At 59.1% G+C, this 14,241-nt stretch carries 16 protein-coding genes; 9 read left to right on the forward strand and 7 right to left on the reverse strand.

The annotated features are described in order from the left end of the window. Positions 1-7: 7 nt before the first annotated feature. From ruvX to LKR43_RS12020, 3 genes are read right to left on the reverse strand one after another with little or no spacing between them, the layout of a single operon-like run. Entirely contained in the window at positions 8-412 is a 405-nt protein-coding gene (gene ruvX / locus LKR43_RS12010; RefSeq protein WP_227684304.1) for a Holliday junction resolvase RuvX, read from the reverse strand. After that, a complete protein-coding gene (locus LKR43_RS12015; RefSeq protein ID WP_227684305.1) occupies positions 405-998 on the reverse strand; it encodes a YqgE/AlgH family protein in 594 nt (197 codons plus the stop codon). Before LKR43_RS12015 ends, ruvX begins: the two co-directional genes overlap by 8 nt. 36 nt (positions 999-1,034) lie before the next feature. After that, a complete protein-coding gene (locus tag LKR43_RS12020) occupies positions 1,035-1,199 on the reverse strand; it encodes a rubredoxin (protein ID WP_073102607.1) in 165 nt (54 codons plus the stop codon). Between the two features lie 171 nt (positions 1,200-1,370). On the opposite strand from LKR43_RS12020, the gene LKR43_RS12025 reads away from it, so the two are divergent. The 8 genes from LKR43_RS12025 (at position 1,371) to proB (ending at position 8,535) form a co-directional block, all read left to right on the forward strand. After that, positions 1,371-2,141: a bifunctional hydroxymethylpyrimidine kinase/phosphomethylpyrimidine kinase gene (locus LKR43_RS12025; protein WP_227684306.1), complete on the forward strand. Its 771-nt coding sequence runs from the start codon at positions 1,371-1,373 to the stop codon at positions 2,139-2,141. After that, a complete protein-coding gene (gene thiE / locus LKR43_RS12030; protein WP_227684307.1) occupies positions 2,138-2,785 on the forward strand; it encodes a thiamine phosphate synthase in 648 nt (215 codons plus the stop codon). The genes LKR43_RS12025 and thiE overlap by 4 nt, the downstream gene beginning before the upstream one ends. 65 nt (positions 2,786-2,850) lie before the next feature. After that, positions 2,851-4,128, forward strand: a complete 1,278-nt coding sequence (hemL, locus tag LKR43_RS12035; protein WP_227684308.1) for a glutamate-1-semialdehyde 2,1-aminomutase — start codon at positions 2,851-2,853, stop codon at positions 4,126-4,128. A gap of 44 nt (positions 4,129-4,172) precedes the next feature. Next, positions 4,173-5,399 carry a bifunctional glutamate N-acetyltransferase/amino-acid acetyltransferase ArgJ gene (argJ, locus tag LKR43_RS12040; protein WP_227684309.1) on the forward strand — a complete coding sequence of 409 codons (1,227 nt, stop codon included), beginning with the start codon at positions 4,173-4,175 and terminating at the stop codon, positions 5,397-5,399. 102 nt (positions 5,400-5,501) lie between these two features. Then, positions 5,502-5,813: a 50S ribosomal protein L21 gene (gene rplU, locus LKR43_RS12045; RefSeq protein WP_130038696.1), complete on the forward strand. Its 312-nt coding sequence runs from the start codon at positions 5,502-5,504 to the stop codon at positions 5,811-5,813. 36 nt (positions 5,814-5,849) lie between these two features. Next, entirely contained in the window at positions 5,850-6,110 is a 261-nt protein-coding gene (rpmA, locus tag LKR43_RS12050) for a 50S ribosomal protein L27 (protein WP_227684310.1), read from the forward strand. A gap of 139 nt (positions 6,111-6,249) precedes the next feature. Continuing rightward, entirely contained in the window at positions 6,250-7,362 is a 1,113-nt protein-coding gene (gene obgE / locus LKR43_RS12055; RefSeq protein WP_227684311.1) for a GTPase ObgE, read from the forward strand. Between the two features lie 12 nt (positions 7,363-7,374). Next, complete coding sequence (proB, locus tag LKR43_RS12060) at positions 7,375-8,535, forward strand: glutamate 5-kinase (protein WP_227684312.1); 1,161 nt, start codon at positions 7,375-7,377, stop codon at positions 8,533-8,535. Positions 8,536-8,547: 12 nt separating this feature from the next. Here proB and LKR43_RS12065 read toward each other — a convergent pair whose 3' ends face one another. Continuing rightward, positions 8,548-9,036 (reverse strand): Lrp/AsnC ligand binding domain-containing protein, encoded by a 489-nt coding sequence (locus tag LKR43_RS12065; protein WP_227684313.1) that lies wholly within the window; start codon positions 9,034-9,036, stop codon positions 8,548-8,550. Positions 9,037-9,228: 192 nt separating this feature from the next. Here LKR43_RS12065 and LKR43_RS12070 point away from each other — a divergent pair, with 192 nt between their 5' ends. Next, entirely contained in the window at positions 9,229-10,479 is a 1,251-nt protein-coding gene (locus LKR43_RS12070) for a D-amino acid dehydrogenase (protein WP_227684314.1), read from the forward strand. 25 nt (positions 10,480-10,504) lie between these two features. Here LKR43_RS12070 and LKR43_RS12075 read toward each other — a convergent pair whose 3' ends face one another. The 3 genes from LKR43_RS12075 to ilvD form a co-directional block, all read right to left on the reverse strand. Further along, positions 10,505-11,251 (reverse strand): hypothetical protein, encoded by a 747-nt coding sequence (locus tag LKR43_RS12075; RefSeq protein WP_227684315.1) that lies wholly within the window; start codon positions 11,249-11,251, stop codon positions 10,505-10,507. Positions 11,252-11,497: 246 nt separating this feature from the next. Beyond that, positions 11,498-12,103: an OmpA family protein gene (locus tag LKR43_RS12080; protein WP_227684359.1), complete on the reverse strand. Its 606-nt coding sequence runs from the start codon at positions 12,101-12,103 to the stop codon at positions 11,498-11,500. A gap of 232 nt (positions 12,104-12,335) precedes the next feature. Next, on the reverse strand, positions 12,336-14,195 hold the full coding sequence (gene ilvD / locus LKR43_RS12085) for a dihydroxy-acid dehydratase (protein WP_227684316.1): 1,860 nt from the start codon (positions 14,193-14,195) through the stop codon (positions 12,336-12,338). Positions 14,196-14,241 lie beyond the last annotated feature (46 nt).

Consider the following 14,241-nt stretch of genomic DNA (forward strand, 5'->3'; position numbering starts at 1 on the left):
TCTCTCTTTAGTGTTCCGACGCAAGTCCGTCGAGGTATCGCTGCAGAATAATGGCGGCAGCCATCGCGTCATCGTGATCGTGGTTACCCAGCATTTGCTGCGCCTCCATGCTGGACCCGCGCTCGTCTACCAGCACGGTCTCGACGCCAAAGCGTCCGTGCAGCTGATTGGCAAACCGGCGGCAACGCAGGCTGGCATATTGCTCGGAGCCATCGGTGGCCAATGGAAGGCCCACGACCACCTTGTCGGGCTGCCAGTCGTGCAGCAGTTTCTCGATGGCGGCAAAACGCTGCACCCGCGTAACGGGGAAAAGAATTTCAAGCGGCCTGGCCTGACCGGTGAGCGTATTGCCTATGGCCACACCAATTTTTTTGGTGCCGTAATCGAAGGCCAGCAAGGTACGGTCAGGCATGGCCCGCCGCGCCCGTGAGCATAAGAGGATCTATGCCCAGTTGGGCCAATGCCACCTGGTACATGTTCTCGCAAGACGTGTTGAACAGAATATCGTTGGTCGCATCTACGTTCAGCCAGGCATTCTGCGAGATTTCACTTTCGAGTTGCCCGGCGCCCCACCCCGCATAGCCCAGTGTGACCAGCAGTTGCTCGGGGCCTTTGCCCTGGGCGACATCCTGCAGCACATCGCGTGAAGTCGTCAGTGCCACTTCGCCAAGCTGGATGCTGGAGCTGTAGCCGCCTGCAGGAGCATGCAGCACAAAGCCCCTGTCGGTTTGCACGGGACCACCGAAGTGTACGGGCGCGTCCTGGATGGGCCCGATCTCGAGCGACAGATCGAGATCGATACGCCTGAGGAGATCTTTGACGGTCAGGTCGGTAGGCCGGTTAATAACCAGCCCGAGCGCTCCCTGGTCGGTATGCTCGCACAAATAGATAACCGTATTGGCCAGGTTGCCAGACACTTTTCCAGGCATGGCCAGCAACAGTTGCCGGGACAAGTTGACGCCGGATTCGGAACCGGACCGGTTGACTGACGAGCTCATGATGCGCCCTCCTGGAACAAAATCACTGCGATAGGCTTAGACCTCGATCAATTCAAAATCTTCCTTGCGCGCCCCACACTCAGGACACACCCAGTTGGGCGGGACATCTTCCCAGAGGGTGCCGGGCGCAATGCCTTCTTCAGGCAGACCTGCTTCCTCATCATATATCCAACCGCAAATCAGACACATCCATGTACGCATATTTTGTTACTCACTGAAATGTATAAATCCGGAACCCGGCGGATTCCCTGGGCTTCTATTAGAATGGGGGCAATATTACTAAACCCAATAGCCATGCATTTGGATATTAACCAAATATGACTATGTCCTAGTGTGATTAATCCTGCTGTGCCAGTTCCAAATCCGCCACTTGTGCTTATTTTCGGCCCTTTCGACCCCAGCGGCTCAAGTAGCCTGCCCGCCGATGCGGTTACTTGCGCCGCACTGGGCTGCCACCCGTTATCGACCCTGACAGCCACCCTGGTGCAAGACACGGCCGGCACTGAAGACATTCAGCCGCTGCCCGCCGAACTGATCGATGATCAGGCGCGCTGCCTGCTGGAAGACATGAATATTCAGGCCATCAAGGTTGGGCCGGTCTATACGCCGGAAGCAGTCAGCGTACTGGCCCAGATCGCGGCCGACTACAACCACGTGCCGCTGGTCCTGCACCTGACCCCGACGCCTGACGAATCACTGGTTCAGGATCTGGATACCGAAACGCTGCAACTGGCGATACTCGACCTGCTGTTGCCACAAACCGACATTGTAGTGGCTGACCATCACCTGCTGGAGCAGTGGGACGCTCACGGCGTACTGGCGCACGCCGGCACACCGGCCCAGTCGCTGCTGCAATATGGCGCCACGTGGGTCCTGTCGACCGGGGCGCCCCTGCGTCCCGGCCATGGCAGCCACCTGCTGCAAGGCCCTGGCAACCAGACCGCCAGCTGGAGCTGGCAACCGCCTGCGGCGCGCCTGGCGGATCCCGATGGCCCCCTGGCCTGCGCCATCACTGCCCAGCTGGCACAGGGCCAGGCGGTTCCCCAGGCTGTCGAGGCGGCTATTTCCGCCTCTGCCCCCTTGGTGGCCCGCAGCTTCCAGCCCGGCATGGGACAACGTCTTATCAATCGGTCTGCATCATGAGAACATTACGTTTTCCGCGAGGCTTGTATGGCGTAACGCCCGAATGGGACGATACCGACAAGCTGCTGGCCGCCATTGCCGCGGCAGCCAACGGCGGCATGAAAGCCCTGCAATGGCGCCGCAAGACAGCCTCCCCCGATGACGGCCTGGCACAGGCCCGGCAAGTGGTCCGGATCTGCCAGCAGCTGAATGTCGTGTCCATCATCAACGATGACTGGCGACTCGCGGCGCTGCTCAATGCAGACGGCGTCCACCTGGGTCGCGAAGACGGCAGCCTGGTCCAGGCTCGCGAAGCCCTCGGCCACGACAAGATTATCGGCTGCTCCTGCTATGATCAGCCCGCGCTGGCCAGGCAAGCCCTGGCCTCAGGTGTGGACTACATCGCGTTCGGCGCCATGTACCCTTCACGGGTGAAGCCCGACGCCGTACGCGCCACACTTGAGCACATCGAACAGGGCCGCATGCTGGCCGAGTGCAATGATGCACGGCCACGCGCTGCTGTGGTTGCCATTGGCGGCATCACGGCAGAAAATGCCCGGCCCGTAGTCCATGCAGGCGCCGACAGCATCGCGCTGATCAGCGGCCTGTTCGACAGCAGTGACATCCAGGCGACCGCAGCGCAGTGCGCGGCGCTGTTCGACTAGAATCCGATCCACCGGCGCCATCCAGGCACCCACGATATTCCTGTTTCCACAAAGAGCCCTGAACCATGTCCCGCAATACAGAACTATTTGAACGAGCCAGCCGAACCATCCCTGGTGGCGTGAACTCGCCCGTCAGGGCCTTCCGTTCGGTGGGTGGCACCCCCCGCTTCATCAAGCGCGCGCAAGGCCCTTACATCTGGGATGCCGAAGACACACAATATATTGACTACGTGGGCTCCTGGGGGCCGGCCATCCTGGGCCATGCACACCCTGAAGTGGTCCGTGTCGTGCAGGAAACCGCCGTACACGGCCTTTCTTTCGGTGCGCCTACCGAGGGCGAGATCGAAATCGCAGAGGCCATTGCCGCGCGCCTGCCCTCGATAGAAAAAGTCCGGCTGGTCAGCTCGGGCACCGAATCCACCATGTCAGCCATCAGGCTGGCACGCGGCTTTACCGGCCGCTCCAGGATCATCAAGTTCGAAGGCTGCTACCACGGCCACGCCGACAGCCTGCTGGTCAAGGCCGGCTCGGGGATGCTTACCTTCGGCAACCCCACATCGGCAGGCGTGCCGCCCGAGTTCATCAAGCACACGCTGGTGCTCGACTACAACCAGCTTGATGCCGTAGAAGCCGCATTCAAACAATACGGCGACGACATTGCCTGCATTATTGTCGAGCCTATCGCCGGCAACATGAACCTGATCAAGCCCACACCCGGTTTTCTTGAAGGCCTGCGTGCGCTGTGCACCCAATATGGCGCCCTGCTGATTTTCGATGAAGTCATGACGGGTTTTCGCGCAGGACCACAAGGCGTACAAGGGCTGACGGGCGTCACACCCGATCTGACGACACTGGCCAAGGTCATAGGCGGCGGCATGCCCGTTGGCGCGTTTGGCGGACGAGCCGACATCATGGATCACATTGCACCGCTGGGCGACGTCTATCAGGCCGGCACGCTGTCAGGCAACCCTGTGGCGGTTGCGGCCGGATTGGTTACGCTCAAATTGTTGTCGGAACCGGGCTTTTACGAGCAGCTGTCGGAGCAGAATCGCAAACTGACCGAAGGTCTGGCCCAGCGCGCCACAGCCGCCGGAATAGAAATGTGCACCGACTACATAGGCGGCATGTTTGGCCTGTATTTCTCGGCTTCGGTACCCACTTCCTTCGCGGAAGTCTCGATGTGCAATATCGAACGCTTCAAGAAATTCTTCCATGGCATGCTGAGCCGGGGCGTGTATTTTGCTCCTTCGGCCTTCGAGGCGGGCTTCATTTCCGGCACGCACGACGACGCAGTCATCCAGACCACACTGGATGCCGCCGAGCAAGTATTTGCCACGCTGTAGCGCTAAAATCGACTCTTTCAGACACTTACCACCAAGCGTATCTTATGGCCGTCAATCTAAACATTCCCCTGGAATCAGATATTCACCCCGTCGCGGGCGTCCGCATCGGCGCTGCCGAAGCCGGTATACGCAAGGCCAATCACCGCGACCTGACCGTATTTCAGCTGGCTGAAGGCAGCAGCGTTGCGGGTGTCTTTACCCTGAACCGTTTTCGCGCCGCGCCGGTGCAGGTTTGCGAAACACACCTTGCCGCCGGCCAGGGCATACGCGCGCTGGTCATCAACACCGGCAACGCCAATGCCGGCACCGGCGAGAGCGGGCTGCAGGCAGCCACTCAAACCTGCGTGGAGCTGGCCGGCATCCTTAAGGTGAAGCCCCAGCAAATATTGCCATTTTCTACCGGCGTCATTCTTGAGCCCCTGCCCCTGGACCGCCTGGTGGCAGCCTTGCCCAAGGCTGTAGACGCTGCCGCCGACAACAGCTGGTTCATGGCTGCCCACAGCATCATGACCACCGACACGCAACCCAAGATCGTGTCGCGCCGCATCGATCTGGGCGGCCACACCGTAACCATTACCGGCATCAGCAAAGGTGCCGGCATGATACGGCCCAATATGGCCACCATGCTGGGCTTCCTGGCCACCGATGCCGGTATCGCCCCCGAATTGCTGCAAGACATGGCACGCAGTATTGCCAACCTGTCGTTCAACCGCATTACCGTCGACGGCGATACGTCCACCAACGACTCCTTCATCATTGTGGCAACAGGCAAAAGCCCGGTGCGTGTCGAGTCCATATCCGATCCGCTGTACGCAACCCTGTATCAGGCGCTGGCCGAAGCTGCCACCGAACTGGCACAAAAGATCGTGCGTGATGCCGAAGGCGCCACCAAATTCATGACCATACACGTGGAACAGGCCAAAACGCCCGAAGAAGCACTGAAGGTCGCCTACTCGGTGGCTCAGTCCCCGCTGGTCAAGACTGCCTTCTACGCCTCCGACCCCAACCTGGGCCGCATTCTGTGTGCCATAGGCTATGCCGGCATAGCCGACCTGGATGTCAGCGGCGTCAATTTGTGGCTCGGAGACGTCATGGTGGCCAGCCAGGGCGGGCGTCACCCCGACTACAAGGAAGAAGACGGACAGCGTGTCATGCAACAGGCCGAAATCGCCATGCGTATTGCCCTGGGTCGTGGCGATGCGCAAGAAACGGTCTACACCTGCGATTTTTCACATGAATACGTCACCATCAACGCCGACTACAGGTCCTGAACCCGGCAGGCAAAGGCGATGGACTGCTTGACTGCTTTTAATAAAACACGGTAGAATCACGAGCTTGGCATTTTTGCCAGGTTTATTTTTAGGAATTCCCACATGTACGCGGTCATAAAAACCGGCGGCAAACAGTATCGTGTTGCTGCAGGTCAAAAACTCAAGATAGAACAGATACCGGCAGACATTGGGCAAGAAATTACGCTAGACCAGGTTTTATCGGTTGGCGAAGGCGAGCAGCTGCAAATTGGCACGCCTTTGGTCGCCGGAGCCGTGGTCAAGGCAACCGTTCTTGCACAAGGCCGCCACGACAAGGTCAAAATTTTCAAGATGCGCCGTCGCAAGCACTACCAGAAGCGTCAAGGTCATCGTCAAAATTACACCGAAGTCCGCATCGAAGCCATCACGGCCTAACGATAGACTCAACGGTTTGTATAGCAGGAGCTAAACATGGCACAGAAAAAAGGCGGCGGCTCAACGCGTAACGGTCGCGACTCAGAATCGAAACGACTGGGTGTAAAAACCTACGGTGGCCAGGCTATTTCGGCTGGTTCCATCATTGTTCGTCAGCGCGGCACTCAGTTCCACCCCGGTGTGAACGTCGGCATGGGCAAAGATCACACTTTGTTCTCGCTGGTAGACGGCACAGTACAGTTCGCCATCAAGGGCGCACTGAACAAGCGCACCGTATCGGTGGTTGCAGCCGAGTAATCGCGGCACGCACATCTCCGGAAAGCCCCGCCCTTGAGGCGGGGCTTTTTGTTTTAGAATAGATTGGCAATTCCGGGCACCCGCACTGCCGGGCGCCGCACAAGCCGGGGCGCCCTCCCCACTTTATAAGTCACACACAATGAAATTCGTAGACGAAGCAACCATCGAAGTCGTCGCCGGCAAAGGCGGCAATGGCGCGGCGAGCTTTCGCCGCGAAAAATTCATTCCCAAGGGTGGGCCCGATGGCGGCGACGGTGGCCGGGGCGCAAGCATATACGCGGTTGCCGATCGCAACATCAATACACTGGTTGATTATCGGTTTGCCCGCCTGCATCGCGGCAAAAACGGCGAAAACGGCCGCGGCTCCGATCAGTATGGCGCCGCTGCCCCCGACATTACATTGCGTGTGCCCGTTGGTACCACGGTATTCGATGTAGAAACCGGCGAGCAGCTCTTTGACCTTGACCGCCACAATCAGCGTGTCACATTAGCTGCCGGCGGCCAGGGCGGCATGGGCAACCTGCACTTCAAATCCAGCACCAACCGCGCACCCCGCCAGTTCACCTACGGCCAGGAAGGCGAACAGCGCAAGCTGCGACTGGAATTGAAGGTGCTGGCCGATGTCGGCCTGCTGGGCCTGCCCAATGCCGGCAAGTCCACCCTTATCAGCAAGGTCTCCAACGCCCGGCCCAAGATTGCCGACTACCCTTTCACCACCCTGCACCCTAATCTGGGCGTGGTGCGTACCTCTCCGTCGCACAGTTTTGTGATCGCCGACATCCCCGGGCTGATCGAAGGCGCCTCGGAAGGCGCAGGGCTGGGGCATTTGTTCCTGCGCCACTTGTCGCGCACCCGAGTGCTCCTGCATCTTGTCGATGTCTCCTCGCCCGACCCTTCCATTGATCCCGTTGAGCAGGCGGCCCAGGACGCACGCGCTATCGTGGAAGAGTTGCGACTGTACGATCAGGACCTCTACAACAAGCCCCGCTGGCTGGTATTGAACAAGCTCGACATGGTCGAGGACCCCGATGACGTCAAGGAGCGCCTGTGCGCTGCGCTGGGCTGGACCGGCCCGGTCTTCGCCATTTCAGCCCTCACCGGAGACGGAGCACAAGAACTCACCTGGCGTCTGCAGGAATGGCTGGACGCCGAGCGCGAGAAAGCCAATACGGCCCAGGACAAGGCCGACGGCAGCTATATTGCCGAAGACCCTCGTTTCGACGATACCCGTTCCGACCACACTGAATCCTGATCCGTTCTCTCCATGGCCTCCATCCACGCTTTGCCTTCTGCTGTTACACACGCCAGACGTCTGGTCGTCAAGGTCGGCTCTTCGCTGGTCACCAACGAGGGCAAGGGTATAGACACCCAGGCGGTCGAGCAATGGGCGGGGCAGATCGCCCGCCTGCACAGCCAGGGCAAGCAAATGGTGCTGGTCTCAAGCGGCGCAATCGCCGAGGGCATGGCCAGGCTAGGGTGGCCGCGACGCCCCAATGCCATGCATGAATTGCAGGCCGCCGCTGCGGTAGGACAAATGGGCCTGGCCCAGGCCTACGAAGCCGCTTTTGCACGCCACGGCATACGCACGGCACAAATTCTCCTGACGCACGAAGACCTGGCTGATCGCCGCCGCTACCTGAATGCCCGCAGCACGCTGTATACCCTGCTGGGACTGGGCGTCGTGCCCATCGTCAACGAAAACGATACCGTCGTGACCGACGAGATCCGCCTGGGCGACAACGATACCCTGGGCGCGCTCGTCACTAATCTGATCGAAGCCGAGACGCTGATCATCCTGACCGACCAGCCCGGCTTGTACAGCGCCGACCCGCGCAAAAACCCCGATGCCGAATTCATCACCCACGGACAGGCCGGCGACCCTGCGCTCGAAGCCATGGCAGGCGGATCGGGCAGCAATATAGGTACGGGCGGCATGCTGACCAAGATATTGGCAGCCAAGCGGGCTGCCAATAGCGGAGGCCACACTATTATTGCGTCGGGTCGCGAGCCCGATGTGCTGCTCAGACTCGCCGACGGCGAATCGGTCGGCACAGAATTGCGCGCCATCCTGCCTGTGCGTTCGGCACGCCAGCGCTGGCTGGCCAATCACTTGCGCCTGCGCGGGCGCGTCACGCTTGATGATGGTGCCGTAAAGGCCCTTACACAAGGCCACAAGAGCCTGCTTCCCATAGGCGTCACCGAGGTGGAAGGTGAATTCGAGCGCGGCGACGTAGTCGCCTGCGTGGACCAGCACGGTGTCGAGTGCGGACGCGGACTCATCAATTATTCGGCGGCCGATACCCGGCGCATCATGCGCCAGCCCAGCAATCGCATTGCGGAGATACTGGGATCCATGTCGGATGCCGAGCTCATGCATCGCGACAACATGGTTTTTGTGCGCAAGACCGGTACACCTGACGCCTGACCCGGCATCACGCTATTTTTGCGCGGCAATGAATAGCGTTTCCTTGATCTCTTCCATGACCACGCAGCTTTTAGTCTGCGTCACGCCAGGCAGGCGCAGCAGGATATCGCCCAGCAAAGTGCGATACTGACTGATCTCTTTGATGCGGGCCTTGACCAGATAATCGAAGTCGCCCGACACCAGATGACACTCCTGCACCTGGGGTATGCACAGGATTTCACGGCGAAAATCATCGAAAGTGCGATCAGACTTGCTGGACATGGATATTTCCACAAACACCAGCAAGCCCGCATCAAGCGCCTCGGGTGACACCCGCGCATGGTAGCCGGTGATGACACCGTCGCGCTCAAGGCGCCGCACCCGCTCTATGCAGGGTGTAACCGTCAGGCCAACCGCATCGGCAAGGTCGGTCATGGACATGCGTCCGTCACGTTGCAGAAGATCCAGTATATGGCGATCGAGTTTATCTAAAGTAGATACAGGAGTGCGCTGGATTCTCATCAATTTTCCTTGGTCAAGAGCCTGCTGCGAGGCTGATTTCCGCGATCGGGCAACACATCAGCAATTATTGCTGAAATCCTGCGGCTTTGCCTGCCAGACAGGATAAAACAACGGAAAACAAATTTTTTCATAAAAAAGTCCTGGTTGATCTGGCTTACCATGCCTGGATCAAGCTCTATTTTCTTGGACTATATGAAAATCATCGTGTTGGGGGCTGGCGCCGTCGGCATCAGCAGCGCCTATTATCTGGCCCGTCAAGGCCACGAAGTCACCGTAATAGAACGCCTGGCCGGGCCGGCGCTGGAAACCAGTTTTGCCAACGCCGGGCAGGTATCCTACGGTTACTCCAGCCCCTGGGCCGCTCCCGGTGTTCCACTGAAGGCCGTCAAATGGATGTTCGCCAAACATCCGCCGCTTACCATCCGGCCCGATGGCTCGTTGTTTCAATTGCAGTGGATGTACAAAATGTGGAGCAATTGCACAGCCCGCCGCTATGCCATCAACAAGGAACGCATGCTCAGGCTTTCGGGCTACAGCCGCACATGCCTTGACGCGCTGCGCGATGAGCTTGGCATCCAGTACGAAGGCCGCCGCCGTGGCACCTTGCAGGTATTCCGCACCCAGCAGCAGCTCGATGCTGCCGGACAAGACATGAAGGTGCTCAGCGACGCAGGCATACATTACGAACTGCTCGGCCGCGACGAACTGGAAACCGCTGAACCCGCGCTGGCTCACAGCAAGAACAAGCTCGTGGGCGGCCTGCGTACGCCCAACGACGAAACCGGTGACTGCAATCTGTTCACCACGCAGCTGGCGGCCGAAGCCGTAAAGCTGGGCGTGACCTTTCACTACAACACCGGCATAAAATCCCTGCATGCCGATGGCTCAGGCATAAGCGGCGTGGAAACCGACAGCGGACTCATGACGGCCGATGCCTACGTCGTTGCATTGGGAGCCTGGTCGACACCGCTGCTCAAGCATATCGCCAGACTACCGGTCTACCCCCTGAAAGGCTATTCCATCACCGTTCCCATCGCCGATGAAAGCCGGGCGCCCGTCTCGACCTTGCTGGATGAAAGCTACAAGATTGCAGTAACCCGTTTCGACCAGCGCATACGCGTGGGCGGCATGGCCGAGATCGTCGGTTTCGACAAACGCCTCGATGATCGGCGACGCAAGACACTGGAAATGGTTGTGGATGACCTTTTCCCCGGCAGCCGCAAGCCCGGCGACGTCCAGTTCTGGACGGGGCTGCGGCCCAAGACACCCGACAGCACACCCATCGTCGGGCCTACCAGGCTGCCGAACCTCTTTCTGAATACCGGCCACGGAACGCTGGGCTGGACCATGGCCTGCGGCAGCGGACAACTGATTGCAGATATTGTGTCGGGCAAGCCTACCGCCATACGCAGCGAAGACTTGTCGGTACTCAGGTATCAGTAAGCAACGGGCTGCACTGCAGCCCCGGCTAACTCTGTACCGGCCCGGTGAACATATAACCCCAGTTGTGCAACGACTTCAGCGGCAGGGGCTCTCCCTGGCTTGCGCACTTGCGGCGCAGGCGGCTGACCAGAACGCCAAGGCGGCCCTGGGGCGCCGGCGATGCGGCAAGGGCGTAATCCTGGTTGACGGCATCGGCCAGTTGGCGATGGGTGGCACGCCGGTCGGCTGCATTGAACAGCACCATCAGGAAGGCCCGCTCACCGGTTGTCAGGGTGATGCGGGTGCCCTCGGGGCTGCTCAGCTTCCAGGCTTGATCCTGCAAGGCCCAGCCTGAAGTTGCCGTGTCATCGGCGGGCGCCGCAAAATGATCGTGCCCGCCGTCTGATCGAGAGAAAAGGCGAAACAAAATCGCCGCGAGCAGGTCGTGAGAGGCATCGTGCCCGAAGTAGTTGTCGACCCCGCTTTGCAACAGCCTGATGACGTCGGCATCTTGCAAGCCGCTGGTTTGTGCGACAATGCCGACATCGGGATGCATTGTGCGCAAATACGTGGCGGCCGAGCAGTTTTCCGGCAGGCTGCCAGCCAGCACAACGGCGGCCGGCATGTCTTCCGATACATTCGCCTGTATGCACTTATGCAGGGCCGGAATGGTCGCACAGCGCTGTACCTGAAACCCGCTTTCCTGCAGGCCCCTGATCCTTTCATTGCTTGCCGGAACTGCGCCAGCCTGAGCTTTTGGAGCAAAAAACAATACGTTCAGACTTTGCTTCATGAGGTGTCCTATTGGGTCATATCGACCTCATCCGGATGACAAGCAGGCTCTCGGGAAAACTCACGAACGCCTGCTTATATACATATATTCACTAATGCCTAATCGTAAGAATAAATTAACGTTATGAATATAATTATTACGTTAGTTTACATTTGATTATAACGTTTGCAAATACTATTTTTCATCCCGGACACCAAAAAAGCGGGCGACCCGAAGGTCGCCCGCTTTTTTTGAGGCTGCTGTGAGTTACTGCTGTACGGCGTACAAATAAAGCTCGACCCGGCGATTCAGGGCCCGGCCTTCAGCAGTCGCATTGTCACCAACCGGATTGCTGGCGCCGCGGCCTTCAGCGGTCAGGTTAGCCACCGGCACGCCCTGCTGCGCGAGATAGTTGCCAACGGCACGGGCACGGTTGACCGACAGAGTCTGGTTGACCTGGTCGGAACCTGTGCTGTCGGTATAGCCTATGGATTTGGCACGCAGTTCAGGATGTTGGACCAGGGCGCGGGCTACGCTGTCCAGTACGGGCAGCAAGGCTGGCTTGAGCGCGTATTTACCGGTATCAAACGACACATGGCTGGGAATGTTCACGCGCAAAGTGCCGTCGGGCATTTCCGTGACATCGACACCCAGGCTGGTGGCGCCAGATTTCTCTACGTCGTTCTTCACGCCCTTCCAGTTATAGCCGGCGATACCGCCGGCAACAGCGCCGATACCCGCACCGATAGCGGCGGCCTTGCTGCTGTCACCAATCAGCGCACCCAGGCCGGCGCCCACGGCAGCGCCTGCACCGGCGCCCACCGCGGTCTTGCCGCCAGTGCTCATGTCGTTCATATTGGCGCAGCCTGCCATCAATGCAACGACAGCAACGAGGGTGGTTATTCTTCCAGTACGCTTGGATACTTTCATTTAGTTCTCCCTATTCCTATTCTTAGCAGACGTGATGACTGCATTTACTTATGCTAGCAAGCTGTCAGGGCAAGCAGTGTTACATTTTGGTTCAGCACCCCGAAAATTGACCGTTCTTGACACAAATACCGGCGGAACACGGGCGGCAAAGCCAGCTTCCGCCGCCCGAGGCATTCTATTTCAACTGAGACACATCACGTACGGCGCCACGATCTGCCGACGTTGCAAGGGCAGCGTAGGCGCGCAAGGCTTGCGATACGACCCGTTCCCTGCCCAGCGGTTTCCAGGCACCGCTGCCCAGCGCTTCCATCGCGGCACGACGGCTGGCGAGCTCTTCGGCGCTGATGGCCAGATTGATGGTGCGATTGGGAATATCGATTTCTATGGTGTCGCCTTCCTGAACCAGGCCGATATTGCCGCCCTCTGCCGCTTCAGGCGACGCATGCCCGATGACGAGTCCTGAGGATCCGCCCGAAAAGCGACCGTCGGTCAGCAGCGCCGTGGTTTTGCCCAAACCCTTGGACTTCAGATAAGAGGTCGGGTAGAGCATTTCCTGCATGCCGGGGCCGCCTTTGGGACCTTCATAACGAATGATCACGACGTCACCTGGCTGCACCTGATCACCCAGGATGCCATCCACCGCGGCTTCCTGACTTTCGTAGACACGAGCCCGACCGGTGAACTTGAGTATGCTTTCATCGACACCGGCCGTCTTGACGATACAGCCATTGGGGGCCAGGTTGCCATACAGCACAGCCAGCCCCCCGTCTTGCGAGTACGCGTGCGCCTTCGAACGAATGCAGCCTTTTTCACGATCCAGATCGAGCTGCTGATAATGTCGATCCTGGCTGAAGGCTACCTGCGTGCGCACACCACCCGGCGCTGCGGTATAGAAGGCCTGCACGGCCTGCGATGCATTACCGCTGTTGACATCCCAATCTGCAATGGCCTGGCCCAGCGTACCGCTGTGGATATTGCCGACGTCGAGGTTCAGCAGATTGGCCCGGGCCAGTTCGCCCAGGATACCCATGATGCCGCCCGCGCGGTGCACGTCTTCAATGTGGTATTTGTCGGTAGCCGGTGCAACCTTGCACAGACAGGGCACACGCCTTGATACGCGGTCAATGTCCGACATTGTGAAGTCTACGCCCGCTTCTTGCGCAGCCGCCAGCAAATGCAGCACGGTATTGGTCGAACCGCCCATGGACACATCCAGCGTCATGGCGTTCTCGAACGCGGCAAAGGTGGCGATGCTGCGAGGCAGAACCGAGGCGTCGTCCTGTTCGTAGTAGCGCTTGCACAAATCAACCACCAGCGTGCCCGCATTTTCAAACAAGCTTTTGCGCCGGGCATGGGTGGCAAGCACGGTACCGTTGCCAGGCAACGCCAGACCCAGTGCCTCGGTCAGGCAGTTCATGGAGTTCGCGGTAAACATGCCCGAACACGATCCGCATGTAGGACAGGCATTGCGCTCGGCCTCGGCAGCCTCGGCATCGCTGACATTGGGGTCGGCCGCCTTGATCATGGCGTCGACCAGATCCAGCTTCATCAGGATTTTCTGGGTACCCGGCTCGATGACCTTGCCCGCTTCCATGGGGCCGCCCGAGACGAACACCACGGGTATGTTGAGCCGCATGGCCGCCATAAGCATGCCCGGGGTGATTTTGTCGCAGTTGGAAATGCACACCATAGCATCGGCGCAATGCGCGTTGACCATGTATTCCACCGAGTCGGCAATGAGCTCACGCGACGGCAGCGAATACAGCATGCCGCCATGCCCCATCGCAATGCCGTCATCTACGGCAATGGTATTGAACTCTTTTGCCACGCCGCCGGCAGCCTCGATTTGCCGGGCGACCAGCTGGCCCAGATCCTTCAGGTGCACATGGCCGGGAACAAACTGGGTAAAGGAATTGACCACGGCGATGATGGGCTTGTTGAAATCACCATCCTGCATACCGGTAGCACGCCAAAGTGCGCGTGCGCCTGCCATGTTGCGGCCATGAGTGGAAGTACGTGAGCGATATTGCGGCATGTGAGTCTCTGAAACGAAGGTTTACGCCTAAAAAATTCTATGATAA

Origin of the sequence: Pusillimonas sp. MFBS29 (genome assembly GCF_020687695.1) — a bacterium.
Lineage (GTDB): Bacteria > Pseudomonadota > Gammaproteobacteria > Burkholderiales > Burkholderiaceae_B > Pusillimonas_C.